We start from the raw sequence: 24667 nt of genomic DNA, 5'->3' as shown, positions 1-24667 counted from the left end.
TCCAGTAGCGCCCGTGTTACCTAGAGGTCCAGTGGCACCGGTAGCGCCAGTAGCGCCCGTGTTACCTTGAGGTCCAGTAGCGCCCGTGTTACCTCGAGGTCCAGTGGCACCGGTAGCGCCAGTAGCGCCCGTGTTACCTTGAGGTCCGGTAGCGCCAGTAGCGCCCGTGTTACCTCGAGGTCCAGTGGCACCGGTAGCGCCGGTAGCACCCGTGTTACCTTGAGGTCCAGTGGCACCGGTAGCGCCGGTAGCACCCGTGTTACCTCGAGGTCCGGTAGCGCCAGTAGCGCCAGTAGCGCCCGTGTTACCTCGAGGTCCGGTAGCACCAGTAGCGCCTGCTGGTCCAGTAGGTCCGGTAGGTCCTTGAATGAACGAAGCAGAATTAACTAAAGCAGTTTGTAATGCTGCTATTAATTTAAGAAGCTCTTGAAGTGTGCAAGGGTCAATTCGGAATAATTTTGTAATGTATAGTAAATAGTTAATGAGATTTTGAAGCTCAATAAATACAGCGCTTGCTACAAAGGTTGGATTTCTTAATATAGTTATTAAGTTTTTAATAATAGCTAACCCTTGTGCTTTCAGGGAGGAAGTAGCGTCTAGTGAACAAATAAATTTACTTAGTAGGTTCAATGTATCGATTAGATCTTCAATATTTTGGGGAGATGGATTTGCAAAAAGTGTTGGGATTATTTTTGTTAAATCAATAATAATCGCACGAAATGTTCTAAGTTGAGCTTTAGTAATTGGGATTGATGGAGTATTTGGGATTCGTCCAGCGCTACTTGGAAAGCATGGTTTGGAGAATTTGTTTTGATTGTCGTTATAACGAGACATTAAATCTCTCCTTTCTCACGAAAATGTGAACGAAACTCATCATAGTAGATGCAGAAATTAGTTAAATGGTCATAGTAAAATCGTTTGTTTAAAGAAAAAATAGAAAAAACGCCTTACAATAAGGCGTTTTTTCTATTTTCTGCGTATTGATAATATCGCTTTAATGAAATTTTTGATTTGAATCCAGCGAGTTTTATAATTTCTGATTCAGGAGTTTCTTTTTTTATTAAGTTTAAAATATAGGTGTTACGAAAATGTTGTCCTGAAATTCCTTTACGTAAATTGGCTCTAGCCACTTCGAGGCGAATCATTTTTTGTATAGCAATTTCCGTTAATGCCTTTGGTGCATCATTTTCATATACCCACCTGTATGTTCCGCGGTTAAAATCAAATGCGACAAACAATGAATCATCACTATGATACTTAGGACGAACTGGTTCTGGGATACTTTTGTAATAATTATATAGTTGTTTTTTGTCTTCTTTTGCTAATGTAATTGTTCTTTCTACACCTGCGGTTGCTGGGATTGACAATGTGTTAGTTTCAAAGTGAACGTGATGCATTGTTAATGCTGTAAGTTCCTGTAAGGATAAACCGTAGTCGATCAATAGATTTAAAATAGCAATATTGCGATCCATTAATAAAGGGCGCACAGGAAGTTGTTTTTCTGAAAGTCCTTCTAATGAAGTGACTATATACTTTAATCTTTTTTCTTCATCAGGTGAAATGAAATCTTCGTTACGAAGTGTACGGTCTGGTTGAATAGATATTTCCATATTCTTCAATGGATTGGGAATGTTTAGAAAGTGATGCATTCTATTTAATACAGTAAATACACGATGCATCGTTTTTTCTGAGTAATGTCGATTCGTTTTTAAATCGGAAAAGTAATCTTCGTAGTCTTTTGTACAAAGTGTAGCCCATATATTACTGGAAGGGAGCTTTTTGTTTTTTTCTAACCAATGTCCGAAGTCTTCAACGTCATAAACATAACGTTTAATAGTTGAGGGTTTTCGGCCTTTATTCAATAAAAAAATAGAAAAGGCTTGTATTGTATCATGGAATTCCGTTGTCTCCATAGTCCCACCACCTTAATTATTTCTTATATTATAGCAAACTTTTCTGAAAATAGGCATTTACAAGGGGGACAGGAATAATAATATTTGGTGAGTGGATAAAGTGAAACTATAATCAGTGGGGATTTTGTTCATCCTCTGCGATTATTAGTTGAACCAATCGGGCATTTACGGGCGGTTATCTCCCGCTTAAATACCAAACGTTTGCTGAATGTCGAGGTGGGAGTCTTACTGCTCGCAAATAGCGGGATAAAATGAGGTGATTGTATGGAACAATCGATGCGAAAGAAAAACAACAATCAAATTAATATTGTGTTAAACCATCGAAAGAAAATTTCTTTGCCAGCCGCAGAAAATAAAACGGTAATTTCAAATGAAACTACAATTAAACATGAAATGCTGCAGAGAATTGAAGAAGAGATGGGGAAGCTTGTTGGGATGGATGATATAAAAAAGATAATAAAAGAAATATATGCTTGGATTTATGTGAATAAAAAAAGACAAGAGAAGGGATTGAAGTCTGAGAAGCAAGTGCTTCATATGCTGTTTAAAGGGAATCCGGGTACAGGGAAGACAACTGTTGCTAGAATGATAGGAAAATTGCTGTTTGAGATGAATATTCTATCGAAAGGCCACTTGGTTGAAGCTGAACGTGCTGATCTTGTAGGAGAGTACATCGGCCATACAGCTCAAAAAACAAGAGACTTAATAAAAAAAGCAATGGGAGGTATTTTGTTTATTGATGAGGCGTATTCTTTAGCTCGAGGAGGAGAGAAGGACTTTGGAAAAGAAGCAATTGATACGCTTGTAAAACATATGGAAGATAAACAACATGGTTTTGTATTGATTTTAGCTGGATATTCAAGAGAGATGAATCACTTTCTTTCATTAAATCCAGGGCTGCAATCTCGTTTTCCATTTATTATTGAATTTGCGGATTACTCGGTAAATCAGCTATTGGAAATTGGAAAGAGAATGTATGAAGATCGTGAATATCAGTTATCAAAAGAAGCTGAATGGAAATTTAGGGATCATTTACATGCGGTGAAGTATTCGTCGCAAATTACATCGTTTAGTAATGGGCGGTATGTACGGAATATTGTTGAAAAATCAATTCGTACACAGGCGATGCGGTTGTTGCAAGAAGATACGTATGATAAAAATGATTTAATTGGAATATCGAGTATGGATTTGATGCTCGAAGAGGAGACGCACAGTACATAAACTGTGCGTCTATTTTTGTGTATAAGTTCGTTTACTCTTTTTTTGCTTTTTCTTGGTGCGCTTTATGGAAGCGTTCCATTTTAGCGCTCTTTTCGTGTGCTGAATTAGGGTCGTGTCCAAATTGGTTTACTGAACTTTTTTGAGCTCCTTTATTAACGTGGTTTGTCATTTGTATTCACCTCACTTTAAAAATTAGTATAAACATTATATAAAGAAAAAATCGTTAGAAAAGAAAAACCTCTTTACGATATGTAAAGAGGTTAGATTGCTATTTATGCATTGAACGTTCTTTCGTTTCGATACGTCTGTGCGGTAAATGCCATTTGTAATGAATAGAAACCATGCGGAAGCAAACAATTAAAATGAATAAAATGTAAAGGGCCCAATCGCTAACAATAATTTGAGCGCCAATTAAGAAACCTGCTAAAATTGTCCAAAAGGCATATACTTCAGCTCGAAGAACGAGAGGTTTTCTGCGGGCTAAAAGGTCGCGAATGATACCGCCGCCGATACCAGTTAAAACAGCTGCCACGATTGTGGCACTAATTGGTAAATTTAATTTTTGAGCATATAATGCTCCTTGTACAGCAAATGCTGATAAGCCGATAGCGTCAGTGATATTTTCCCACTTTTTCCAATGTCTAATTAACTTATTTGGAAAAAGAAAAATAATAGTCATTGATAAAAGTGCGATTTGGAATAACATGTCTTGTTGCCAAAACGCGACAATCGGATAACCGATTAATAAATTACGAAGGGCACCTCCCCCAAATGCGGTTGCCATTCCTAAAATATACACCCCGAAAATATCATAATCCTCTTCCATTGCAACAATGGCTCCGCTTAGTGCGAAAGCGATTGTGCCTATGATGCTAAAAATCTCCCATGCCATGAATTTTCTCCCCCGCTAACTAGATGAAATGTGCTTCCTCTGCTATTATATTAGAAGGTTTAAATTTCGAAAAGGATGAGTGAACATATTTGATGGAAGAAAAAGAAAAAGTCATATTAGTAGGCTGTCAATTGCCGCAAGATGATGATGAAAAATTTATGCATTCCATGAAAGAGCTTGCATCACTAGCTAAGACTGCGAGAGCGGAAGTGTTAGTTTCAACAACGCAAAAACGACCAAAGTATCATCCGGCAACTTACATAGGTAAAGGGAAATTAGAAGAGCTTACAATGCTAACTGAAGAATTAGAGCCGGATGTTATTATATTTAATAATGAATTAACGCCGAGTCAAATTCGGAATTTATCCTCAGTGTTAGATGCGAGAGTAATTGATCGAACGCAACTAATACTAGATATTTTTGCGCAACGTGCGAAGTCGAGGGAAGGTAAGCTTCAAGTAGAATTAGCCCAGTTGCAATATACAATGCCACGTCTTATGGGGCAAGGGTTGTCCTTATCACGTCTTGGTGGTGGTATTGGAACGAGAGGACCGGGTGAGACGAAACTTGAGACGGATCGTCGTCATATTCGATCGCGTATTGATGAAATAAAGAAACAACTTGCAGTTGTTGTGGAACACCGAAAAAGATATCGTGAGAGAAGAAAAGACAATAAAGTATTTCAAGTTTCATTAATAGGCTATACAAATGCAGGGAAATCGACACTGTTTAATAGATTAACGGAAGCTAATACGTTTGAAGAAAACCTTCTGTTTGCAACACTAGACCCAACGACGAGGAAGATGCCGTTACCTTCTGGTTATACAGTATTACTAACTGATACTGTTGGTTTTATACAAGATTTACCCACTTCATTAATTGCTGCTTTTCGTTCAACACTGGAAGAAGCGGGGGAAGCAGATGTTATTTTACATGTAGTTGATTCTGCGGATCCTAACTACATAGGGCATGAAAAAACAGTAAAACGATTATTATCAGAACTTGAAATTAATCATATTCCTATTATTACGTTATATAATAAAAAAGATGAATTACATCAAAACTTTATTCCGTTTCCGAAAAGTGATTTCTTAATGACTAGTGCTTTTGAAGAAAGTGATTTATTGCGTATAAAAGAAGCGATAGAAATGAAAATGAAGAAAGAAATGGATCGTTATCGAGTAGAAATCCCTCCGAGTGAAGGTAAGTTATTAACGCTTTTAAAGACGGAAACGCTATTAGCAAAGATGGAGTTTCTGGAAGATAAATTTGTATATGATTGTGCGGGGTATATTTTTACTCATTCATCGCTTAATGTGCAATTAAAGAGATTTTTAGTGGAAGAAGGAGAAAATAAAAATGTTTGATCGTTTGAAAAATGGAGAAAAAATTGCTCCAATCGTAAAAGAAGTAGAGAATCAGATTACAGAAGTACATAAACGTGCGGATGAAGTAATTGAAAGTAATCAGTTTCGTGTATTAGAAAGTTTTCGTAAACATAAAATTAGTGACTCGCATTTTATCCCGACGACAGGTTATGGTTATGATGATATTGGCCGTGATACGTTAGAAAAAGTGTATGCTGATGTATTTGGGGCGGAAGCTGGACTTGTTCGTCCGCAAATTATTTCAGGTACTCACGCTATTTCTACAGCGTTATTCGGTATTTTACGTCCAGAAGATGAGTTATTGTACATTACTGGGAAACCGTATGATACGTTAGAGGAAATCGTTGGTGTGCGTGGGAAAGGTGTAGGTTCATTTAAAGAATATAATATTGGTTACAATGCAGTTCCGCTAACTGAAGGTGGGCTTGTTGATTTTGAAGCTGTTGCAGCAGCGATTCATAGTAATACGAAAATGATCGGTATTCAGCGCTCGAAAGGTTATGCTACTCGTCCATCGTTTACTATTTCTCAAATTAAAGAGATGATCGCGTTTGTTAAAGAAATTAAACCTGATGTTGTTGTGTTTGTAGATAATTGTTATGGGGAGTTTATTGAAGAGCAAGAGCCGTGTCATGTTGGTGCAGATTTAATGGCGGGTTCGCTTATTAAAAACCCAGGCGGGGGAATTGTAAAAACTGGTGGTTACATTGTCGGTAAAGAACAGTATGTTGAAGCGTGTGCATATCGTTTAACATCTCCGGGAATTGGTGCGGAAGCTGGAGCGTCTTTATACAGTCTGCAAGAAATGTATCAAGGGTTCTTCTTAGCGCCACATGTTGCAGGACAAGCGCTGAAAGGTGCAATTTTTACAGCTGCGTTTTTAGAAAAGTTAGGAATGAACACGTCACCAGCGTGGAATGCACCAAGAACAGACTTAATTCAATCTGTTCAATTTGATGATAAAGACCGTATGGTTGCCTTCTGTCAAGCGATTCAATATGCATCTCCAATTAATTCGCATTTTACTCCGTATGCAAACTATATGCCAGGTTATGAAGATGATGTAATTATGGCGGCGGGAACATTTATTCAAGGTGCAAGTATTGAATTGTCTGCTGATGGTCCGATTAGACCACCGTATGTTGCATATGTGCAAGGTGGATTAACGTATTCGCATGTTAAAATTGCGATTTGTTCTGCGATTGATGAATTGATTGAAAAGAATTTATTAACAATTTCTTAAAGGGGAGCTGTCGATATCGGCAGCTTTTTTCGTATAAAAGTAACGATTTATGCGATTAGAAAAAAGAATGAAAAAATTTATAAAAAAATCATGTAAGAAAAGCTAACATCTATTGACACTAAAAATAACATGTTATAAAATGAGAAGCAGTTAAGGCGAAGGAGGAACTGAAAAATGAAAGAAGATAGACGTTCTGCCCCGCTGTTTCCAATTGGTATTGTTATGGATTTAACACAATTGTCTGCACGTCAAATTCGCTACTATGAAGAGCATAATCTTGTTTCTCCAACCCGTACAAAGGGGAATCGTAGATTATTTTCATTTAACGATGTAGATAAGTTGTTAGAGATTAAAGATTTGTTAGATCAAGGCTTGAATATGGCTGGTATTAAGCAAGTGTTACTAATGAAAGAAAATCAAACAGAAGCAGTGAAAGTAAAAGAAGAAACGAAAGAAATTTCAAAAACTGAGCTTCGCAAAATACTTCGAGATGAACTACAACATACAGGTAGATTCAATCGAACTTCATTGCGACAAGGTGACATTTCAAGATTTTTTCACTAAAGATAACTGATTCTGAAGGCGATTAGAGGGACTAAGGAGGAATTTATAATGTCTAGATACACAAAAGAAGATATTTTCCGTTTGGCGAAAGAAGAGAATGTAAAGTATATCCGTTTACAATTTACGGACCTTTTAGGGGTAATTAAAAACGTAGAGATTCCAGTGAGACAATTAACGAAAGCTCTTGATAACAAAATGATGTTTGATGGATCTTCGATTGAAGGTTTCGTACGTATTGAAGAATCTGATATGTATTTATATCCTGATTTAGACACTTGGGTAATTTTCCCTTGGACAGCTGAAAAAGGTAAAGTAGCTCGACTAATCTGTGATATTTACAATGCAGATGGCACTCCATTTGATGGAGACCCACGTAACAACTTAAAACGTGTGTTAAAAGAAATGGAAGCTTTAGGATTTTCAGACTTCAATCTTGGACCAGAGCCAGAATTCTTCCTATTTAAGGTTGATGAAAAAGGAAATCCAACATTAGAATTAAACGATAACGGTGGATACTTCGACCTTGCGCCGATGGATCTAGGGGAAAACTGTCGTCGTGATATCGTTCTTGAACTTGAAGAAATGGGATTTGAAATTGAAGCATCTCACCATGAGGTTGCTCCAGGGCAGCACGAAATTGACTTTAAATATGCAAATGCAATTCGCTCATGTGATGACATTCAAACATTCAAACTTGTTGTAAAAACAATTGCTCGTAAACATGGTTTACACGCAACGTTTATGCCAAAACCACTATACGGTGTGAACGGTTCAGGTATGCACTGTAACTTATCATTATTTAAAAATGGTGAGAACGTATTCTTTGATGCAAACGGTGACTTACAATTAAGTGATGATGCTCGTCACTTCATCGCAGGTATTTTAAAACATGCACCAGCATTTACAGCGATAGCAAACCCAACTGTAAACTCATACAAACGTCTAGTACCTGGATATGAAGCACCTTGTTACGTAGCATGGTCTGCACAAAACCGTAGCCCGTTAGTACGTATCCCTGCATCTCGTGGTATTAGTACACGCGTAGAAGTACGTAGTGTTGACCCAGCTGCAAACCCATATTTAGTAATGGCTACATTATTAGCTGCAGGTCTTGATGGAATTAAAAACAAATTAACTCCACCAGCTGCAGTAGACCGTAACATCTATGTAATGACAAAAGAAGAGCGCGAAGAAGCAGGTATCGTTGACTTACCAGCAACATTAGCGCAAGCGTTAGTTACATTACAATCTAATGAAGTAGTATGCGGTGCACTAGGAGAACACTTACTTGAGCACTTCATCGAAGCGAAAGAGATTGAGTGGGATATCTTTAGAACACAAGTTCACCAATGGGAACGCGATCAATATATGTCTCTTTACTAAGAGGCTTGAACCCTTGATACAACTCGTATCAAGGGTTTTTTAATTCCCTATTATTACAATTTTATATGGTTGCAAAATGAAAAACAGCCACATAAAAGCCAATAATTAATAACAAGTAGTGATATCATAGAAAAACATTATCAGATAAATGTAAGTTTTATATAATTTGTGAAATGAAAAAGCCTTGATACTACGGTATCAGGGCTTTTTTAGTGAAGTTATTGGATATGTTAACTACTAGATAATGGATTGTTTTTGGTTATTTTGAATCATGTTACTAAGAAAATCTTTTCAAAAGAATTGATCTTATCTTTTTTTTTAAATCACTTGTGCTATAACTTAATAATTCTTTACTGCCTGTACAACGCGACCAATGATTTTTACATCTTCAGCTGAAAGATCGTAAGTTTTTGGTTCGTGGATAGGATCATTACTCAATGGTATTAAAGTAATGATGCTTCCAGACTTTGAAATCTTTTTCACGGTAGCATCATAACCATTGACTTTTACAACAGCAATTTGTCCGTTTTCAACATAAGGAGTTTCCTCTACTAAAACATAAGAACCATCAGGAAATTCGAGATTCATGCTAGTGCCTTTTACAGTAAGATAAAAATACTTTTTACGCTTGTTTAAAAATGTACTCAGCATTGGTAAATAGCCTTCGATATTTTCTTCAGCGAATATAGGTGTACCAGCTGCTACAGAACCAATGATAGGAATATGAATAATATTTGATTGATCGTTTTGGATGGTTTCATAAATAGAAACTTCTTCTTTAACAGTATTGTCCTCTTGAGTTGCGAGTTTTTCTAAATCATCAGTAGTGATTCCTAATCCCTTACAAACTTTTATTACATTATCAACAGATGCTTTACCAATCCCTCTTGATAACATGGATTGCAGTGTTGTGGGGGGGAGACCTATTTTTTCGGCGAAGGCTCTTTTGCTATAGCCAGCTTCTTTTATTAAGCGTGTTACAACCTCTGCTTTTTTCATTACTTTCACCATCTTTCATATTAAAATGTATACGATATTGCGTATTTCTGTATATATCATAACCTAACTGAATTTGTTAGTAAATAGAAAAGTATACGAAATTGAGTATTTAAATACGTTTTTTTGTTGACTAAATACGAAATTGAGTTTATATTTAAATGGAAATGAACGCAATATCGTACAAAAAATAGGTGGTGAGTCGATGTATTCGAATTTGCGTGCAGAGATGGCGAGAAAAAGAATTATGATTACACAAATTTCTTCGCATCTGAAACTTCGCCACGCAACAGTGAGCGACAAAATAAATGGTAAATTTCGTTTTTATTATGATGAAGCTTTTGAAATTAAGAAAACTTTTTTTCCAGAACATAATTTGGAATATCTCTTTGAATTTGAAGAAAACGAAGCGAATTGAAATCGGAGGAGAATTGCTTAAAATGGATAACCGAATTATTGAATAATGACTTAATAAAAGGGTTCATATCATAGTATTTATTTTAAATTTCGATAATTAGTTAATCTGTAAAAAGAAAGCAAAGAATTATGCGTAGTACGAAATTATCTCAATACAATAAAGATAGTTCAAAATTAGTAGTGAGGAGGAGATGAGGATGGGGCAATTAACTGACTCATCAGTACATAGTTCATTAGTATTTGAAGTTAATGGAAAAGTAGTAACGGATAGTTTGGTAATTGCGAAGATATTCAAAAAAGATCACTTCGACGTTTTGAAGGAAGTTCGAAAACAAATTGTATCTGTAGGTGAAGAGTTTGGAGGAGAAAATTTTCACGAGTCCACTTATATGAATTCAAAGAACAGGCGAATCCCTAAATATGATTTAACAGAAGAAGCATTTACGTTACTTGTGATGGGATATACCAGTAGAGAAGCGGTTGGAATAAAAATTAAATTCATGAAAGAGTTCAAACGAATGAAGCAGTATATACAAAATCAACAAAATGTGCAAAAGGATCCAATGGGGGTTTTAAAGTTAACATTTGCTGCGTTAGAAGGGCATACCCAGGAGATACAAGAGATTAAGTCTGAGGTGAAGGGATTGCGAGAAAATACGCCGCTGTATGCTATCGAGTGTGAAGAAATAACAAGGGCTGTAAAAAGGTTAGGTGTTATGTTATTGGGAGGTAAAAATTCAAATTCTTATCAGGATATCGGCCTTAGAAGGAAGTTATATAGAGATATTTACAGTCAGTTACATCGGGAATTTGGTGTGAATAGTTATAAAGCTATTAAGCGTCATCATTTGGATAGAGCAATACAAATTATTAATGAAGAATATTCAATCCCAACTGTTTTAAATGAAGAAATTACAGTTAAAAACTCACAAATAAATATGGCAGACATTCAGTAGGAGGAAAGAACATGCAAAGAAAGATTTTAGTAATTACTAGCAGTTTAGCAGGATTACCAACTGTCAGTGAATTTAAAACAAAAGAAGATGCAAAAGAGCAGGTTAGAAAGCTTATTCAAAAAGGAATGAGTCAAAATGTGATTCGTATAACACAAGAAATTCCAATGAATATCGAAATTCAAGTGGATGTTGAATTTGAGGAATAAGAGAGGTTTAGAAGAAAATAGATATGGATAGCATGATTGTTTTGAATGAATAAGAAAAGAATCCGTTGCAGCGGATTCTATAAGAAAAAATATCTCTAGATAAGTATAACATTGAATACCGTTTTTGAGAATTTATGAGGTGGCTAGTATGGGGATTATTCGAGTGAAAAAAGATAGTAATTATTCTGTTATAAATAATACTGGTTTAAAAGATGAAAGGTTGTCATGGAAAGCGAAAGGAATCTTAGCCTATGCGCTTACATTACCAGACGATTGGACTTTTCATATTAGCGAATTAGCTCGACATGCTAAGGATGGAGAAGATTCGCTCCGTACAGGTTTTAAGGAATTAAAAGAATTAGGTTATGTAAAACGTTATCCTGTTCGTGATGGGAATACGAAAAAAATTACAAGGTGGGATACGGAAATTTACGAAACGCCACAAAGGAACATGCCACAAGTGGAAAACCAAGATGTGGTAAAGCCATATGTGGAAAATCAGACACTACTAAATACTAATAGACTAACTACTAATAAACGAAATACTAATATACAAAATACTAATCATTATGATGATATGGATAAATTAGACTCTCGTGTATTTATTAATGAGAGGGTTAAAGTAAGTTGTAACTTTATTAAGGGGATGGGCATTCCGTTAAGTGAAATTGCAATTGCAGAGTTGGGGGATTTTTGTAATTTGTTTAGTGATGAGTTAATTCAGCATGCAATTAATAAAGCCGTTGATGAGAATGCACCAAGATGGAACTACATTAAGGCTATATTGAGGAATTGGAAGGAGCAAGAAGTTAAAACATTAGTTGATGTGGCTATAATAGATAGACGTTTCGAAATGAGCAAGAAAAAGAAATATAACGGGACAGGTAGGAAGTATTCAAATAGAAAAGAGATTGTACCCGATTGGTTATATAAAGATGATGAATCAACAAATCTAGAAGAGGAAAGAAAAACTGTGCAGTCTATTGATGAAGAGCGTGAGAGATTACAAGAAGTGTTAAATAAATATAGGTCATAAGAAAAAATACTAGATGATTTACGAGTAATAAAGATTGAAAAGGCTAATAAGCATATTCATTCTATTAAATTAGTATTAAGAGACTTTGTAAAAAGAACGGAAGTGGGTGAATCAGTAAGTGTTCGAATGGCTCAAAGATTATAAGAAGTTAGAAGAAGAAATTGCTTATTTAGAATACAACTTAGATAAATCAAAAGCCGAATTGAAGCGTTGGATTAGCGGTGATTTGCAAAATGTAAGGTTAACCGCTGAATCGGAAGGGGCTAAGGTAGAAGGGCGGATTGAAGCAATTGAATATGAATTAGCTCATAAGATGAATGAAGAGTATGATTTAAAGCTTTTGATTAATAAGTTTACAGGACTGGATCATGAAATACTTAAAATGAAATATGTTGATGGAATGACTTTAGAACAAATTGCGTTTGAATTACATTATAGTACAGGTTATATACGCCGGAAACACGCTGAAATAAGGAAGATTGTCAAGTTTTTAGATGGATTTTAATGTTACCTTTTTGTAGGATACATGCAGTGTACAGAAAGTATTGAAAAAGTGATTTATAGTAGTAATATAAGATTTCGACGAAAGGGCAACTATTTTTATGGTTGCTCTTTTTGTTGTGAAAGAAGGTGAGTAACATGAAGTGATTTGATGGATTAATGGGTCTTTAGCTTCTAGTTATATTTAGTAAAGTAGTAGTTTTGCAGGCGAAAATAATAGAAAAATAAGGAGATGTTTAATGATGAGTTTATTAGCTGCTTCAGTCAAAACAAAGAATTTGCCACAACAGGTGTTACGTTGGCAATCAATGGTAGAAAGTGAATGTGCTGCACAAGGTGTATCTGAGTTAGTTCCTTACGTGCTTGGAGTTATTATGGTAGAAAGTGGAGGGAATTCTGAAACGACACCTGATATTATGCAGTCCAGTGAATCACAAGGATGGGCAATGAATACGATTAAAAATCCGAAAGATTCAATTTATTACGGAGTGAAGCATTTAAAGGGTGCTTTTGATGATGCGAAGAAAAATGGCATTACAGATTTAAGTGCCATTGTTCAATCATATAATTTTGGACGAGCTTACCTTCGCTGGTTAGCATCTAATAATAAACAGCATTCATTACCGGTGGCAGATCTGTATTCTAAAACGGTTGTTGCACCATCTCTTGGAAATACAACTGGTGCTATGGTTCGATATAATCAGCCTATCGCAGTGGCATACAATGGTGGTTACCGATATAAAAATGGAGGGAATTTTTTCTACTCTGAAATCGTTAAGCAATATGTGAATTTTGATGGAGGTGGCAACAATACTGATAAACCGATACAACCAGTAGGTCTTGGAATTGCTGTAAATAAATATCCGAATAATGGGGGTATTAATCTATATAGCCAACCACAAGGTGGACATTTTACGAGAGTAATTTATGATAAAACACCGTACCTTATTATAGATGCAGCATGGTTTGAAAATCCTATGATTTGTCTCGGAAACGAGGCATGGGCTGCTCTGGAACATTTCGATGTGCAATGGTTCAGTGCTTATTCAAAATATCCACCAGGTGGCGGTATTAACACGTATGATGGTCCTAACGGAAATTATACAGGTTTTGTAGATGGGTCTGTTCCGTATAGACTTTTAGGACGAAAAGATGGTTACCTGGGTATTGGAAATAATGCATGGGTAAAAGAAGAACATTTTGATGTAAAGTAGTATCTCGAAATCCATGAATATTAAATTAGATAAACAAAAAGCATTATATGATGATTTTTTGAGGTGAGGTTAATCTCTGTAAACCGGTGGGCGAAGAGTAGAGAGAAATTAATGGAAGAGCAAGAGCAACGGACACATAGTTGCTCTTTTTTTTTTTTGAAAGAAAGTGATAACAATGAATCACCTATAGAAAATGCTAGCTGTATATGCATTAAGCCATCAGATGTACTTAGTAACACAGTAGAAATTTTAGGTGAAAAAACAAGAGAATAAAAAGGAGATGTTCAGCAATGGAAATTAGACAAAAATTAGTTAACTCAAGTAAATATGGTATAAAGTGTCCCAATACAATGACACCGGAATTCATCACAGTGCATAATACATACAATGATGCATCAGCTGAAAACGAAATATCTTATATGATTGGAAATAATAATTCAGTTTCGTTCCATGTTGCAGTAGACGATAAAGAGGCAGTACAAGGTATTCCATTCGATCGTAATGCTTGGCATGCTGGTGATGGTAACGGAAATGGTAATCGTAAATCTATCGGGGTTGAAATTTGCTACTCTTTAAGTGGTGGGGATAAATATTACAAAGCAGAAGATAATGCAGCAATTGTTATTGCTCAGTTAATGAAACACTTCAATATTCCAATTAGTAATGTACGTACACATAAGTCCTGGAGTGGCAAGCATTGCCCACATCGTATGCTTGATGAAGGAAGGCTGGATCAATTTATTAAGAAGATAAATGAAGCACTTAACAACGGTAATAACGATAATAAACCGATACAACCAAAAGGCCTTGGAATTGCGACATCTAAATATCCAGAGGGTTGGGGTATTAATTTATATAGTAGTGGTAATAAAGATGCTTGGTTCACTGGTGAAGTAATTAATACTAAGACTCCATATTTAATTTTAGATGGTGCTTGGTATGGTGGTAATGAAAATATGCTGTGCCTAGGATGGCAGCAATGGGCGAAGCAAGAACATCTTGATGTACAGTGGTTCTATGCATATTCAAAATATCCAGCAGGTTATGGTATTAACACATATAAAGGGCCGAATGGTGAATGGACTGGTAATGTAGATGGGTCTGTGCCTTATGGGATTTTTGCAAGAAAAGATGGTTATATCGATATTGGGCAAAACACATGGGTAAAAGAAGAACATTTTAATGTGAGATAAGGATATGAGAGTAGGATCACTCGTGTGATTCTCTTTAATTTTTGAAAAGGAGATGAGAACGATGGAAGAACAAATCTTCAATTCAATGATTCAACAAGGAGCATTCGCAGCTTTATTTGTATGGATGCTGTTTACTACGCAAAAAAAGAATGAACAGCGCGAAGAACAATATCAAAAAGTTATTGAAAAAAATCAACAGGTCATTGAAGAACAAGCGAAAGCATTTAGTTCGTTGTCGAAGGATTTATCAGATGTTAAGCAAAAAATCTTAGGAAACGGGGATGAGAAATAAAATATGATATTAAAGTATTTGTCGCGTATGCAGGTTCTCAAATAGGAATGCGATTAATATATAGCTAATGAGAAAAAGCCCTAATACCGATAAGTATTGGGGCTTTTTCTCATTAGCTATAGTGAATAAGGTTGTGGTGGATTCTTCAAGAGGAAAGAGTGAATGAAGTCTAATGTAAATGAAATGAAACCTTGAATGATGCCTAGTTATAACACAGTCTTATTCAGAATTTCGTTAGTTCATTTTCTAAATTTAGGGAATAAATATAGCTTAGTACCTTGCAATAAATAATACTAAGTGGTATATTATGGATAAATCAGGTACCGTGTATTGAACAGTACTAAGATAGGGAAGGAGGATGGCACTTGAACGTTCAGTTTAAAAAAGGTGTGCTTGAACTTTGTGTATTAGCACTTGTAAAACGTAAAGATAGTTACGGTTATGAACTTGTTCAGCAAATCTCTAATAAATTTTTAATATCGGAAGGATCAGTATACCCTTTATTACGTCGTTTGACGAAAGAAGGGTATTTTCAAACGTATTTAAAGGAATCTACGGAAGGGCCACCTCGTAAATATTATCAATTAACAGAGCAAGGGGAGACGCAATTTCATTTGTTAGTAACAGAATGGCGTGATTTTGCGAAAGGGGTACAAGAAATTATTGAAGGGGTGGAATGGGATGAGTAAAGAAGGGTTTCTTAAAGAATTATTAAGTTATCTTAGAAAGTTACCAGAGGAAGAGAGGCAAGATATTTTATTGGATTATGAAGAGCACTTTCAGTTTGGACTAGAAGAGGGGAAAACTGAATCAGAAATAATTCAGGGCCTTGGTTCTCCGAAAGTAATCGCAAAAGAGTTACTTGCGATGTATCGCTTCGATGAAATGAAAAAAAATCCATCGACTTCAAATGTGACAAGAGCTGTTATGGCAGCGATTGGACTTAGTTTGTTTAATTTTATTATTGTGTTAGGCCCGTTAGTCGCAATTGTTGCTTTTATATTTTCTTTTTGGATTGGTGGTATTGCTAGTGTAGTAACACCATTTTTCGTTATTGGAAAAGTGTTTATGGGTACTTTTATATGGTTGGATCTTTTCGTTAGTATAACGTTTGTTGGAGTAGGTTTATTGTTATGTATTATCGCTTTTTATAGTACAAAGTGGTTTAAGAGATTGTGTGTACGATATGTAATATGGAACTTCAAAATGATAAAAGGAGAGTAAATGATGAAAAAACTATTTTTAATCGCTATCGCTTGTATCATTATTGGAGTAATAGGAATTTCCCAAACATATGAAAAAGCAGTACAAACTGCTGAAAAAGGCGATAAAGAAGATGTAATTAAAAACGAAACATTAAAAAATATAGAAGTTAAGTTAGATGCCGGAGATATTGTTATCCAAAAATCTCCTGATTCTTCTTTTTATGTAAAGCAATCAGGAGATGTACGTAAACAAGAGATTCGTATTGCAGAAGATGGTGACACATTAAAAATTATTGGGGAAAGAGAAAAAGGTGCTTCATTTGATTTTTCTTTTTATAATTTTAGGTTTCAAACGTCTAAATTGACTCTCCTTGTGCCTGAGCGCTCTTATCAAGATGTAAAAGTAAATTCATCTGCTGGACAAATCGAAATGAGTGATGTGAAAAGTGATAGCGTAAGTGTTAGAACACTTGCTGGAGAAGTAGAGTTGAAACAAGTAACGGCTAAGAATGTGGAAGGATCGACAAAAGCTGGTGAGGTGAACTTTAAGAAGGTATTAGGGAAAGTGACCGCAAAAACAACAAGTGGGGAAATAAATATTCAAGATCATGATTCCAAGTATAATCTAGAAGCAAGTTCAACTGCGGGAGATATAGATATTACTTTATCGGAAAAACCACAAGATGCGGTAATTACTGGGCAAAGTGCTGCCGGAGATGTAACAATTTTTAATGAAGAAAATAATAACGTAACAATTGGCAATGGTAGTAAAAAGATTAGCGGTAAAACGGCTGCGGGAGATGTGACGATTGAAACTCGTTAATAAGAAATAGAATGTATGGAAATCTATCAAAATACAAAAAAAGAAGATAATTACCGTATATAAATAAGGTAATTATCTTCTTTTTATTATTTTTAATGTAAATCACGATATACGCCAATTACTTTCCCGATAACTGACACTTGTTTTAAAATGATAGGTTCTAATGAAGAGTTTTCTGGTTGTAGACGGAAATGGTCTTTTTCTTTATAGAAACGTTTAACAGTTGCTTCGTTATCTTCTGTTAAAGCGACTACAATTTCACCATTATATGCAGACTGTTGTTGGCGAACAACAACTAAATCTCCATCGAAAATACCAGCTTCAATCATACTATCTCCAGAAATACGTAACATGAACACTTGGTCTGCTCCAGCAACAATACTAGCTGGAAGTGGGAAATGTTCCTCTACGCTTTCAACCGCTGTAATTGGTAAACCGGCAGTAACTTTTCCGACAATTGGAACTTGAATAACAGATTGTGTTTCCGTATCCATTCGGTCTTCACCTAAAATTTCAATGGCACGTGGTTTTGTTGGATCGCGTCGAATGTATCCTTTTTCTTCTAATCGTGATAAATGTCCGTGCACTGTAGAACTAGAAGCGAGGCCGACTGCTTGCCCAATTTCACGTACGGAAGGTGGATATCCTTTTTCTTGTACTTTTAGCTTAATAAAGTCGAGAATGTCTTGCTGGCGTTTCGTTAACTTTTCCATGTTTTCTAACACCTCGTTTTCTTTCATTTTTCTTATTAATAAGTATAACATGTGAAAAAACATTCTACAAACATAAGTTCGAACAAATGGCGGATTTATGTTACACTATAGGGAAATAATAGGGAGAAAGAGGGGTTCAAAATGAATGCAATTATTTATGCACGTGTGAGTACAACGAAAGAAGCGCAAGAAACATCATTATTACGGCAAAAAGATGAATTATTGCATTTAGCTGAGCGCTATCAAATGAATGTTACTAAGGTGATTGAAGAGCAGGCTAGTGGATATACAATTGAACGTGACGGTATATTAGAGGTGTTGGATACAATTCGAGACGAACAAATTGATGTGTTACTTATACAAGATGAAACGCGCCTTGGTAGAGGAAATGCGAAGATCGCATTAATGCATTGTTTACATAAAGAAGGCATAAAAGTATATACGCATACACATAATGGTGAATTACAATTGTCGGATTCTGATTCGATGGTATTAGATATTATTGGTATTGTTGAAGAATATCAAAGAAAGATTCATAATTTGAAAATTAAACGAGGTATGCAACGTGCAGTAGAAAAAGGTTATCGTCCAGAAAATAATTTAAAAAATCGTCATTTAAGTGTAGGAAGAGAGAAAAAAGAAGTGCCAATTGAGGAAATTGTACGTTTGCGAAAAAGTGAACTCACGTTTGAAGAAATTGCAGCAACATTACGTGGATTTGGTCATAATGTTTCAAAGGCGACTGTACATCGTAGATATGTAGAGTATACAAAGCAATTGCTTGATAAAGAAGAGTAACTATTGTATGATAATAATCAGTTTTGATTAGAAGGGGGATTCGAGATGATTAATCACGAACTCGTTGAACGCATTAACTTCTTAGCGAAAAAAGCAAAAGCTGAAGGTTTAACTGAAGAAGAGCAACGTGAGCGTCAATCGCTACGTGAACAATATTTAAAAGGATTTCGTCAAAATATGTTAAACGAACTTAAAGGAATTAAAGTTGTTAACGAAGAAGGTACAGATGTTACACCGACGAAATTAAAAGCTTTAAAAAAGCAAGATAATGCAAAATTAAATTAAAAGATGGGCGAAGCCCATCTTTTTTTATTTGTAAAAATCGTTATTTAATAACTTTCCAGTTGTTATTAACTGTTGCTTCTATCGTTTTATGTTCCAATATATAATTAGCGATAAGTTCAGACATATCTGTGGGTATATCTTTTACTACCGGTTTGTTTTGAAACATAAAGAAATTTCCCCCGCCACTTGCACGATAATTATTCATTACAACTTCATATTCTTCATTCATATTAAGAGGAGCACTGTTATGCTGTAAAGATTCTACTCTTTCACCAATTGGTTTTGAAATGTTTAATACATATGAAATCCCTTCCCACATATCGTAATTATAATGTTGTGGTTTTGGTTCTATGTAGGTAGGACTTACGATGATGGATCCATCTGTTTTTAATGTGAAATAAGAAGCAGAGAGTTCAAGAGCGGCTTTTATATCAGCTCCAGTTATTCTAATTACTTTTAATGTGTTTGGATAAATATAATTAGAAACGATGTCACGCATTGTTACATGTTCCGGGAAACCTGGAGATGTATTATGGAACATACTTGTACAAGAAATTGATACCTTAGCTATATCCATCTGTATTTTATTTATGAATTCGATAAAAGGATGATCGTGCAAACGAGTTTGCATAGCATCTGAAATTTGCATGTCCCCCTGAATGATTCCAATAGGTTGATCAAGCCACTTTTGTGTTTTCTCTTCGTAATCGGCTACCAATGAAAGTACATCTTGGTCCGCTTCAATTCCTTGTACAGATAATAATTCAGAAGAGCTCTCTTTTTTCACCCATTTATGTTTCGTTTTTTCGAATGTTACTTTTACTTTTCCGACTGAGTGTCCATTGCATCCGGTCTGTAAAATTGTTACACCGTTAGCCATTGTGTGAGAAATTTCTCGGTGTTGATGACCTGTTAGTAAAAGATCTATGCCTTCAATTTCATGGCACATTGCATATCCTTGGTTTTCACCTGTTAACACTTCAGTAGGTTCCCCGGTTTGTAAATCTCTTTCAAATCCACCGTGATAGGCTACGACTAATAAATCGGGTTTCTCATGTTCGCGAATATAAGAAACCCATTTTTTTGTAGTCTTTAATGCATCTTCAAATAGTAAATCTTTAATGTGATGGGCCTGTTCCCAATTTGGGATGTAATGTGTTGTTACCCCTAAAATAGCGATTTTTATATTGGATTCAATCTGTTTGATTAAATAAGGTTTTCCGAAATAGGGTTTGTTTATGTTTTTATCTAATATGTTTGCTGATAGGTACGGGAAGTTCGCAGTAGTCACAGCATTATTTAATATATTCATCCCGTAATTAAATTCATGATTGCCGATAATTGCAGCGTCATACTGTAAGTAATTCGCTAATAAGGACATTGGATTTTTTTTGTTTTTTTCGTATGTAACGTAATGATAAGTAAATGGCGTTCCTTGAATAAAGTCGCCATTATCAATTAAAAGAACGTTTGTATTTTGGGAACGTTCTTTTTTTATAAGAGTAGAAACTTTAGCTAAACCAAGTTCTGCTGGGGAGTTATCTTGGTAGTGAATGGGATAAACAGTGCCATGTATATCGCTTGTTAATAAGATGTTTAAAGTTACAGTTTGATTTTGTTCCAATATGACTCACCTTTTCTATTGTTATCTTCCAATTAATCATATCAAATATGTGAAGTGAATTTTGATGTGAATGTATAGAATGTGTAAAGATTCTGTAAATAACCAATTGTGTATCAAAATATGTGATATATTTCTTCATGTTTACGGAAGGTTATTTTATAACAAGAAAAATGGAGGCATTAATATGTTGAAAAAAGTTTTTGCAATGAGTACAACAGTTGTACTAGCGGCCGGATTATTAAGTGGCTGCGGGACGAAAGAGTCCAGTGCAAGTAAAAATGAAGATACGAAAAAAGGTTATGTACCAAAGACCTTAAATGTTCAATTTGTTCCTTCTCAAAATGCGGATACGTTAGAGGCAAAGGCAAAACCATTGGAAAAGCTATTAAGCGATAAATTAAATATTCCGGTAAAAGTTAGTATTTCAACTAACTACAATACAATTGTAGAAGCGATGGCATCTAAACAAGTAGATGTAGGATTTTTACCGCCAACAGCGTACGTATTAGCACATGAAAAGAAGGCTGCAAATGTAATTTTGCAAGCACAACGTTTTGGAGTAGAGGATGAAACAGGAGCTCCTACAAAAGATTTAGTAGATTATTATAAATCTGAGTTTGTTGTTAAAAAAGACTCTAATATAAATAGTGTAAAAGATTTAAAAGGTAAAAAAATTGGTTATCAAGATGTAACATCATCAGCAGGATATGTATGGCCTGCAGCTGTTCTATTAAAAGAGGGAATTGATCCGCTAAAGGATGTGAAACCTGTTACATTAAAAGGGCATGATCAGTCACTTATTGCTCTTTTAAATGGTGATGTAGATGCAGCTGTTGTATTCCAAGATGCTCGTAATATTGTAAAAAAGGATTATCCGAATATATTTGATCAAACGAAAATAGTGAAATTTACTGAGAAAATTCCGAACGATACAATTTCTGTACGCTCGGATTTAGATGCAGAGTGGAGCAAGAAATTACAAGATGCTTTCATTGAAATTGGAAAAAATGAGGAAGGCCGTAAAATCATTAAAGAAGTATATTCTCATGAAGGATATATTAAATCTGATGATAGTAAATTTGATATTGTTCGTGAATATGGAAAGACAGTGAAGACGCAATAATACATAGTGAAATGGCGGCTAGCTGGAAGGTGTGAGATTTCAGTTAGTTTGCCGTTTTTTAGTTATTGATAATACATTGAAAGTAGGTAAGATGTGTGATAGAGTTTCGAAATGTTTCCAAAATGTATCCGAATGGCACAAAGGGATTGAATAATATAAATTTAAAGATTCAAAAAGGTGAGTTTATTGTAATGGTCGGATTATCCGGAGCTGGAAAATCTACACTTCTCAGATCCGTAAATCGTCTTCATGAGATTACCGAAGGAGAAATTATTATTGAAGGTGAGTCTATTACTTCTGCGAAAGGAAAAGGATTAAGGCGTATGCGCCGGGATATCGGTATGATCTTCCAAAGTTTTAACCTTGTAAAGCGATCAACAGTATTAAAAAATGTATTAGCTGGTCGTGTTGGATATCATTCCACATTACGTACAACGTTAGGTTTGTTTCCGAAAGAAGATGTGGAGCTCGCATTTCAAGCATTAAAAAGAGTGAATATTTTAGAAAAAGCATATGCGCGTGCTGATGAATTATCAGGAGGACAACAGCAACGTGTATCGATAGCTAGAGCATTGGCGCAAGAAGCAAAAATCATATTGGCAGATGAGCCTGTTGCATCGTTAGATCCACTTACGACAAAGCAAGTGCTAAATGATTTGAAAAAAATTAATGAAGATTTTGGAATCACGACAATTGTAAATTTACATTCTATTGATTTGGCTAGACAATATGCGACACGCATTATCGGATTACATGCAGGAGAAATTGTTTTTGACGGTTTAGTAGAAGAAGCAACGGATGAAAAATTTGCTGAAATTTATGGGGACGTTGCTCAGAAAAGCGAATTATTAGAGGTGGCAGTAAAATGAATGACGTGACGATATATTCAAATGAAATACCGAAGCCGCCGAGTAAATTGAAACATATGTTAACGTTTATTTTAGTTATTTTAATGCTGTGGAGTAGTAGTGTACAAGTAGATGCATCATTTTCAAAACTGGTGGACGGTTTTCCAAATATGGTAGATCTATTGAAAGAAATGGTGCCACCTGATTGGAGTTATTTTCAAGTAATTACAACAGCGATGTTAGATACAATACGTATGGCGATTATTGGGACGACCTTAGGAGCGATTTTAGCTATTCCACTTGCATTGTTTGCAGCAAGTAATGTGTTTACTAACACATTTTTATACAGTCTAGCTCGAATGATTTTAAATTTTATACGAACAATACCAGATTTATTATTGGCGGCTATTTTCGTAGCGATTTTTGGAATTGGGCCACTTCCAGGTATTTTGGCTCTTACTTTTTTTTCAATTGGACTTGTAGCGAAATTGTTGTATGAATCAATTGAATCAATTGACCCTGGCCCACTAGAAGCGATGACAGCTGTAGGGGCTACTAAGGTACAATGGATTGTTTATGGAGTCATTCCACAAGTAAAAGCACACTTTGTTTCCTATGTACTATATACATTTGAGGTGAATGTACGTGCAGCGGCTGTCCTAGGTTTAGTAGGAGCAGGTGGTATTGGACTATATTATGATCGTACACTTGGATTTTTACAATATCAACAAACTGCTTCTATAATTATCTATACCCTTATTGTTGTTTTGTTAATTGACTACATTAGTACATTGTTGCGGGAGAAACTATAATGAATAGAACGACGATGATTGTGCCAAAACCGAAGAAACCGAGTATATATCGCTGGATTATTTTAATAGCACTTACAGTTGTATATGTATGGGCCTTTTCAGGAGTACCATTAGAAGGGATAAAGGACACAGCAGGTGAAATCACGAAAGCAATTATGACAGGGATATTAAATCCAGACTGGTCGTATGTATCTTTGCCAGATGGTGAAGATTTATTACATGGATTAATTGATACGTTGGCAATTGCGATATTAGGTACATTTATTTCTGCATTTTTATCTGTTCCGTTTGCCTTTTGGGCGGCAACGAATATGAGTAGTGGAAAATTAACTTCAGGATCTGGGAAATTTGTACTTAGTTTTGTTCGTACGTTTCCTGAATTAGTTATGGCTCTTTTATTTATAAAAGCTGTTGGTCCAGGCTCTTTTGCAGGAGTATTAGCTTTAGGATTACATTCTATTGGAATGTTAGGGAAACTATATTCAGAAGGAATTGAAAACATAGATAAAGGACCGACGGAAGCGTTGCTAGCAACAGGAGCAAACCGTTTTCAAATACTTTGGTATGCAGTGTTACCACAAGTGTTACCAGATTTTCTATCGTATACGTTATACAGATTTGAAATTAATGTACGATCCGCTGCGATTTTAGGGGTTATTGGAGCGGGAGGGATTGGTACACCTTTAATTTTTGCGCTGAGTTCACGGAATTGGTCTCGTGTTGGGATTATTTTATTAGGTATTATTTTAATGGTAATTATAATTGATTTGATTTCAAGTTCGATTCGGAAACGGATTGTTTAACTTATTTGAAAAGCATCGAAGTTAGATGCTTTTTTATGTTTTTAAAAACGTATTTAAAAAAGTAAGAATAGAAGAAATTTGTATAAATATACAGATAATTCTCTTTCTTTTTAAAATAAAAATAATGAAAAAGTATGTCATATTGAATGCCCATACATTCCCGGAAACATTGATTTTTTTATAAAAAATCAAAAAAATATCAACATATTTGTCGATAC

The 24667-nt window shown here is 35.3% G+C and carries 30 protein-coding genes; 23 read left to right on the top strand and 7 right to left on the bottom strand.

Features of this window, described 5'->3' with window-relative positions:
• A partial coding sequence (locus tag ACO6VI_RS21990) for a collagen-like repeat preface domain-containing protein (protein WP_422424067.1) occupies window positions 1-834 on the bottom strand: 834 nt, incomplete at its 3' end.
• Between the two features lie 113 nt (window positions 835-947).
• Window positions 948-1913 (bottom strand): tyrosine-type recombinase/integrase, encoded by a 966-nt coding sequence (locus ACO6VI_RS21985; protein WP_000450330.1) that lies wholly within the window; start codon window positions 1911-1913, stop codon window positions 948-950.
• 264 nt (window positions 1914-2177) lie between these two features.
• Here ACO6VI_RS21985 and spoVK point away from each other — a divergent pair, with 264 nt between their 5' ends.
• Entirely contained in the window at window positions 2178-3134 is a 957-nt protein-coding gene (gene spoVK / locus ACO6VI_RS21980; protein WP_000438177.1) for a stage V sporulation protein K, read from the top strand.
• Between the two features lie 31 nt (window positions 3135-3165).
• Here spoVK and ACO6VI_RS21975 read toward each other — a convergent pair whose 3' ends face one another.
• Together ACO6VI_RS21975 and ACO6VI_RS21970 are read right to left on the bottom strand one after the other, a co-directional pair.
• Window positions 3166-3303 (bottom strand): hypothetical protein, encoded by a 138-nt coding sequence (locus ACO6VI_RS21975; RefSeq protein WP_000181505.1) that lies wholly within the window; start codon window positions 3301-3303, stop codon window positions 3166-3168.
• Window positions 3304-3402: 99 nt separating this feature from the next.
• The gene (locus tag ACO6VI_RS21970; protein ID WP_000312267.1) at window positions 3403-4026 is read right to left on the bottom strand and encodes a trimeric intracellular cation channel family protein; all 624 of its coding nucleotides are present in this window, start codon (window positions 4024-4026) and stop codon (window positions 3403-3405) included.
• A gap of 92 nt (window positions 4027-4118) precedes the next feature.
• On the opposite strand from ACO6VI_RS21970, the gene hflX reads away from it, so the two are divergent.
• From hflX to glnA, 4 genes are all read left to right on the top strand, one after another.
• Complete coding sequence (gene hflX / locus ACO6VI_RS21965) at window positions 4119-5393, top strand: GTPase HflX (RefSeq protein WP_422424069.1); 1275 nt, start codon at window positions 4119-4121, stop codon at window positions 5391-5393.
• A complete protein-coding gene (locus tag ACO6VI_RS21960; protein WP_063548401.1) occupies window positions 5386-6657 on the top strand; it encodes an aminotransferase class I/II-fold pyridoxal phosphate-dependent enzyme in 1272 nt (423 codons plus the stop codon). Before hflX ends, ACO6VI_RS21960 begins: the two co-directional genes overlap by 8 nt.
• A gap of 174 nt (window positions 6658-6831) precedes the next feature.
• Window positions 6832-7221 carry a transcriptional repressor GlnR gene (glnR, locus tag ACO6VI_RS21955; protein WP_000656783.1) on the top strand — a complete coding sequence of 130 codons (390 nt, stop codon included), beginning with the start codon at window positions 6832-6834 and terminating at the stop codon, window positions 7219-7221.
• A 48-nt stretch (window positions 7222-7269) separates the two neighbouring features.
• Window positions 7270-8604, top strand: coding sequence for a type I glutamate--ammonia ligase (glnA, locus tag ACO6VI_RS21950; protein WP_000092763.1), 1335 nt, complete (start codon window positions 7270-7272; stop codon window positions 8602-8604).
• 339 nt (window positions 8605-8943) lie between these two features.
• Here glnA and ACO6VI_RS21945 read toward each other — a convergent pair whose 3' ends face one another.
• A complete protein-coding gene (locus tag ACO6VI_RS21945; protein WP_000708856.1) occupies window positions 8944-9603 on the bottom strand; it encodes a LexA family protein in 660 nt (219 codons plus the stop codon).
• 202 nt (window positions 9604-9805) lie between these two features.
• Here ACO6VI_RS21945 and ACO6VI_RS21940 point away from each other — a divergent pair, with 202 nt between their 5' ends.
• The 12 genes from ACO6VI_RS21940 to ACO6VI_RS21885 all read left to right on the top strand — a co-directional run bounded on the left by ACO6VI_RS21940 (window position 9806) and on the right by ACO6VI_RS21885 (window position 17443).
• Complete coding sequence (locus tag ACO6VI_RS21940) at window positions 9806-10018, top strand: hypothetical protein (RefSeq protein ID WP_029443074.1); 213 nt, start codon at window positions 9806-9808, stop codon at window positions 10016-10018.
• Window positions 10019-10214: 196 nt separating this feature from the next.
• Window positions 10215-10973: an ORF6C domain-containing protein gene (locus tag ACO6VI_RS21935; protein WP_063548399.1), complete on the top strand. Its 759-nt coding sequence runs from the start codon at window positions 10215-10217 to the stop codon at window positions 10971-10973.
• A gap of 11 nt (window positions 10974-10984) precedes the next feature.
• Window positions 10985-11179 (top strand): hypothetical protein, encoded by a 195-nt coding sequence (locus ACO6VI_RS21930; RefSeq protein WP_001189064.1) that lies wholly within the window; start codon window positions 10985-10987, stop codon window positions 11177-11179.
• 148 nt (window positions 11180-11327) lie between these two features.
• On the top strand, window positions 11328-12215 hold the full coding sequence (locus ACO6VI_RS21925; RefSeq protein ID WP_063548397.1) for a DnaD domain protein: 888 nt from the start codon (window positions 11328-11330) through the stop codon (window positions 12213-12215).
• A gap of 118 nt (window positions 12216-12333) precedes the next feature.
• Complete coding sequence (locus tag ACO6VI_RS21920) at window positions 12334-12720, top strand: hypothetical protein (protein ID WP_063548395.1); 387 nt, start codon at window positions 12334-12336, stop codon at window positions 12718-12720.
• Window positions 12721-12958: 238 nt separating this feature from the next.
• Complete coding sequence (locus tag ACO6VI_RS21915) at window positions 12959-13930, top strand: lysozyme family protein (RefSeq protein WP_063549356.1); 972 nt, start codon at window positions 12959-12961, stop codon at window positions 13928-13930.
• A 111-nt stretch (window positions 13931-14041) separates the two neighbouring features.
• Window positions 14042-14203 carry a hypothetical protein gene (locus ACO6VI_RS21910; RefSeq protein WP_404222690.1) on the top strand — a complete coding sequence of 54 codons (162 nt, stop codon included), beginning with the start codon at window positions 14042-14044 and terminating at the stop codon, window positions 14201-14203.
• Window positions 14204-14220: 17 nt separating this feature from the next.
• Window positions 14221-15123 (top strand): peptidoglycan recognition protein family protein, encoded by a 903-nt coding sequence (locus ACO6VI_RS21905; protein WP_063548393.1) that lies wholly within the window; start codon window positions 14221-14223, stop codon window positions 15121-15123.
• Window positions 15124-15184: 61 nt separating this feature from the next.
• On the top strand, window positions 15185-15415 hold the full coding sequence (locus ACO6VI_RS21900; protein WP_000392443.1) for a BhlA/UviB family holin-like peptide: 231 nt from the start codon (window positions 15185-15187) through the stop codon (window positions 15413-15415).
• 365 nt (window positions 15416-15780) lie between these two features.
• Entirely contained in the window at window positions 15781-16104 is a 324-nt protein-coding gene (locus ACO6VI_RS21895) for a PadR family transcriptional regulator (RefSeq protein ID WP_001102628.1), read from the top strand.
• On the top strand, window positions 16097-16639 hold the full coding sequence (locus tag ACO6VI_RS21890; protein WP_023522791.1) for a DUF1700 domain-containing protein: 543 nt from the start codon (window positions 16097-16099) through the stop codon (window positions 16637-16639). The genes ACO6VI_RS21895 and ACO6VI_RS21890 overlap by 8 nt, the downstream gene beginning before the upstream one ends.
• On the top strand, window positions 16640-17443 hold the full coding sequence (locus tag ACO6VI_RS21885; protein WP_063548391.1) for a DUF4097 family beta strand repeat-containing protein: 804 nt from the start codon (window positions 16640-16642) through the stop codon (window positions 17441-17443).
• Window positions 17444-17535: 92 nt separating this feature from the next.
• On the opposite strand, the gene lexA is transcribed toward ACO6VI_RS21885, so the two are convergent.
• Window positions 17536-18156 carry a transcriptional repressor LexA gene (gene lexA, locus ACO6VI_RS21880; protein ID WP_000413738.1) on the bottom strand — a complete coding sequence of 207 codons (621 nt, stop codon included), beginning with the start codon at window positions 18154-18156 and terminating at the stop codon, window positions 17536-17538.
• A 141-nt stretch (window positions 18157-18297) separates the two neighbouring features.
• On the opposite strand from lexA, the gene ACO6VI_RS21875 reads away from it, so the two are divergent.
• Window positions 18298-18954, top strand: coding sequence for a YneB family resolvase-like protein (locus ACO6VI_RS21875; protein WP_000991471.1), 657 nt, complete (start codon window positions 18298-18300; stop codon window positions 18952-18954).
• Between the two features lie 45 nt (window positions 18955-18999).
• Window positions 19000-19239, top strand: a complete 240-nt coding sequence (locus ACO6VI_RS21870; RefSeq protein ID WP_000607015.1) for a DUF896 domain-containing protein — start codon at window positions 19000-19002, stop codon at window positions 19237-19239.
• A gap of 40 nt (window positions 19240-19279) precedes the next feature.
• On the opposite strand, the gene ACO6VI_RS21865 is transcribed toward ACO6VI_RS21870, so the two are convergent.
• On the bottom strand, window positions 19280-20863 hold the full coding sequence (locus ACO6VI_RS21865) for a bifunctional metallophosphatase/5'-nucleotidase (protein WP_063548389.1): 1584 nt from the start codon (window positions 20861-20863) through the stop codon (window positions 19280-19282).
• 184 nt (window positions 20864-21047) lie between these two features.
• Between ACO6VI_RS21865 and ACO6VI_RS21860 the strand changes: the two genes are divergently transcribed.
• From ACO6VI_RS21860 to phnE (ACO6VI_RS21845), 4 genes are all read left to right on the top strand, one after another.
• Window positions 21048-21986 carry a phosphate/phosphite/phosphonate ABC transporter substrate-binding protein gene (locus ACO6VI_RS21860; RefSeq protein WP_000915063.1) on the top strand — a complete coding sequence of 313 codons (939 nt, stop codon included), beginning with the start codon at window positions 21048-21050 and terminating at the stop codon, window positions 21984-21986.
• Window positions 21987-22081: 95 nt separating this feature from the next.
• Window positions 22082-22855, top strand: a complete 774-nt coding sequence (gene phnC, locus ACO6VI_RS21855; protein ID WP_023522788.1) for a phosphonate ABC transporter ATP-binding protein — start codon at window positions 22082-22084, stop codon at window positions 22853-22855.
• Window positions 22852-23646 (top strand): phosphonate ABC transporter, permease protein PhnE, encoded by a 795-nt coding sequence (gene phnE / locus ACO6VI_RS21850; RefSeq protein ID WP_001000774.1) that lies wholly within the window; start codon window positions 22852-22854, stop codon window positions 23644-23646. Before phnC ends, phnE (ACO6VI_RS21850) begins: the two co-directional genes overlap by 4 nt.
• Entirely contained in the window at window positions 23646-24449 is an 804-nt protein-coding gene (phnE, locus tag ACO6VI_RS21845; RefSeq protein ID WP_001082388.1) for a phosphonate ABC transporter, permease protein PhnE, read from the top strand. The genes phnE (ACO6VI_RS21850) and phnE (ACO6VI_RS21845) overlap by 1 nt, the downstream gene beginning before the upstream one ends.
• The last annotated feature ends 218 nt before the right edge of the window (window positions 24450-24667 follow it).

Origin of the sequence: Bacillus sp. PSXD-155, assembly GCF_049310765.1 — a bacterium.
GTDB classification, from domain to species: domain Bacteria; phylum Bacillota; class Bacilli; order Bacillales; family Bacillaceae_G; genus Bacillus_A; species Bacillus_A cereus.
Note: the sequence above shows the minus strand (reverse complement) of the source record. Positions and strands in the feature narration are given on the sequence as shown.

What these genes read in the sequence shown, in the direction of transcription:
- ACO6VI_RS21985 (WP_000450330.1), bottom strand. Translation starts at nt 1,913, where the DNA reads ATGGAGACAACGGAATTCCATGATACAATACAAGCCTTTTCTATTTTT.
- spoVK (WP_000438177.1), top strand. Translation starts at nt 2,178, where the DNA reads ATGGAACAATCGATGCGAAAGAAAAACAACAATCAAATTAATATTGTG.
- ACO6VI_RS21975 (WP_000181505.1), bottom strand. Translation starts at nt 3,303, where the DNA reads ATGACAAACCACGTTAATAAAGGAGCTCAAAAAAGTTCAGTAAACCAA.
- ACO6VI_RS21970 (WP_000312267.1), bottom strand. Translation starts at nt 4,026, where the DNA reads ATGGCATGGGAGATTTTTAGCATCATAGGCACAATCGCTTTCGCACTA.
- hflX (WP_422424069.1), top strand. Translation starts at nt 4,119, where the DNA reads ATGGAAGAAAAAGAAAAAGTCATATTAGTAGGCTGTCAATTGCCGCAA.
- ACO6VI_RS21960 (WP_063548401.1), top strand. Translation starts at nt 5,386, where the DNA reads ATGTTTGATCGTTTGAAAAATGGAGAAAAAATTGCTCCAATCGTAAAA.
- glnR (WP_000656783.1), top strand. Translation starts at nt 6,832, where the DNA reads ATGAAAGAAGATAGACGTTCTGCCCCGCTGTTTCCAATTGGTATTGTT.
- glnA (WP_000092763.1), top strand. Translation starts at nt 7,270, where the DNA reads ATGTCTAGATACACAAAAGAAGATATTTTCCGTTTGGCGAAAGAAGAG.
- ACO6VI_RS21945 (WP_000708856.1), bottom strand. Translation starts at nt 9,603, where the DNA reads ATGAAAAAAGCAGAGGTTGTAACACGCTTAATAAAAGAAGCTGGCTAT.
- ACO6VI_RS21940 (WP_029443074.1), top strand. Translation starts at nt 9,806, where the DNA reads ATGTATTCGAATTTGCGTGCAGAGATGGCGAGAAAAAGAATTATGATT.
- ACO6VI_RS21935 (WP_063548399.1), top strand. Translation starts at nt 10,215, where the DNA reads ATGGGGCAATTAACTGACTCATCAGTACATAGTTCATTAGTATTTGAA.
- ACO6VI_RS21930 (WP_001189064.1), top strand. Translation starts at nt 10,985, where the DNA reads ATGCAAAGAAAGATTTTAGTAATTACTAGCAGTTTAGCAGGATTACCA.
- ACO6VI_RS21925 (WP_063548397.1), top strand. Translation starts at nt 11,328, where the DNA reads ATGGGGATTATTCGAGTGAAAAAAGATAGTAATTATTCTGTTATAAAT.
- ACO6VI_RS21915 (WP_063549356.1), top strand. Translation starts at nt 12,959, where the DNA reads ATGAGTTTATTAGCTGCTTCAGTCAAAACAAAGAATTTGCCACAACAG.
- ACO6VI_RS21910 (WP_404222690.1), top strand. Translation starts at nt 14,042, where the DNA reads ATGGAAGAGCAAGAGCAACGGACACATAGTTGCTCTTTTTTTTTTTTG.
- ACO6VI_RS21905 (WP_063548393.1), top strand. Translation starts at nt 14,221, where the DNA reads ATGGAAATTAGACAAAAATTAGTTAACTCAAGTAAATATGGTATAAAG.
- ACO6VI_RS21900 (WP_000392443.1), top strand. Translation starts at nt 15,185, where the DNA reads ATGGAAGAACAAATCTTCAATTCAATGATTCAACAAGGAGCATTCGCA.
- ACO6VI_RS21890 (WP_023522791.1), top strand. Translation starts at nt 16,097, where the DNA reads ATGAGTAAAGAAGGGTTTCTTAAAGAATTATTAAGTTATCTTAGAAAG.
- ACO6VI_RS21885 (WP_063548391.1), top strand. Translation starts at nt 16,640, where the DNA reads ATGATGAAAAAACTATTTTTAATCGCTATCGCTTGTATCATTATTGGA.
- lexA (WP_000413738.1), bottom strand. Translation starts at nt 18,156, where the DNA reads ATGGAAAAGTTAACGAAACGCCAGCAAGACATTCTCGACTTTATTAAG.
- ACO6VI_RS21875 (WP_000991471.1), top strand. Translation starts at nt 18,298, where the DNA reads ATGAATGCAATTATTTATGCACGTGTGAGTACAACGAAAGAAGCGCAA.
- ACO6VI_RS21870 (WP_000607015.1), top strand. Translation starts at nt 19,000, where the DNA reads ATGATTAATCACGAACTCGTTGAACGCATTAACTTCTTAGCGAAAAAA.
- ACO6VI_RS21860 (WP_000915063.1), top strand. Translation starts at nt 21,048, where the DNA reads ATGTTGAAAAAAGTTTTTGCAATGAGTACAACAGTTGTACTAGCGGCC.
- phnE (WP_001000774.1), top strand. Translation starts at nt 22,852, where the DNA reads ATGAATGACGTGACGATATATTCAAATGAAATACCGAAGCCGCCGAGT.
- phnE (WP_001082388.1), top strand. Translation starts at nt 23,646, where the DNA reads ATGAATAGAACGACGATGATTGTGCCAAAACCGAAGAAACCGAGTATA.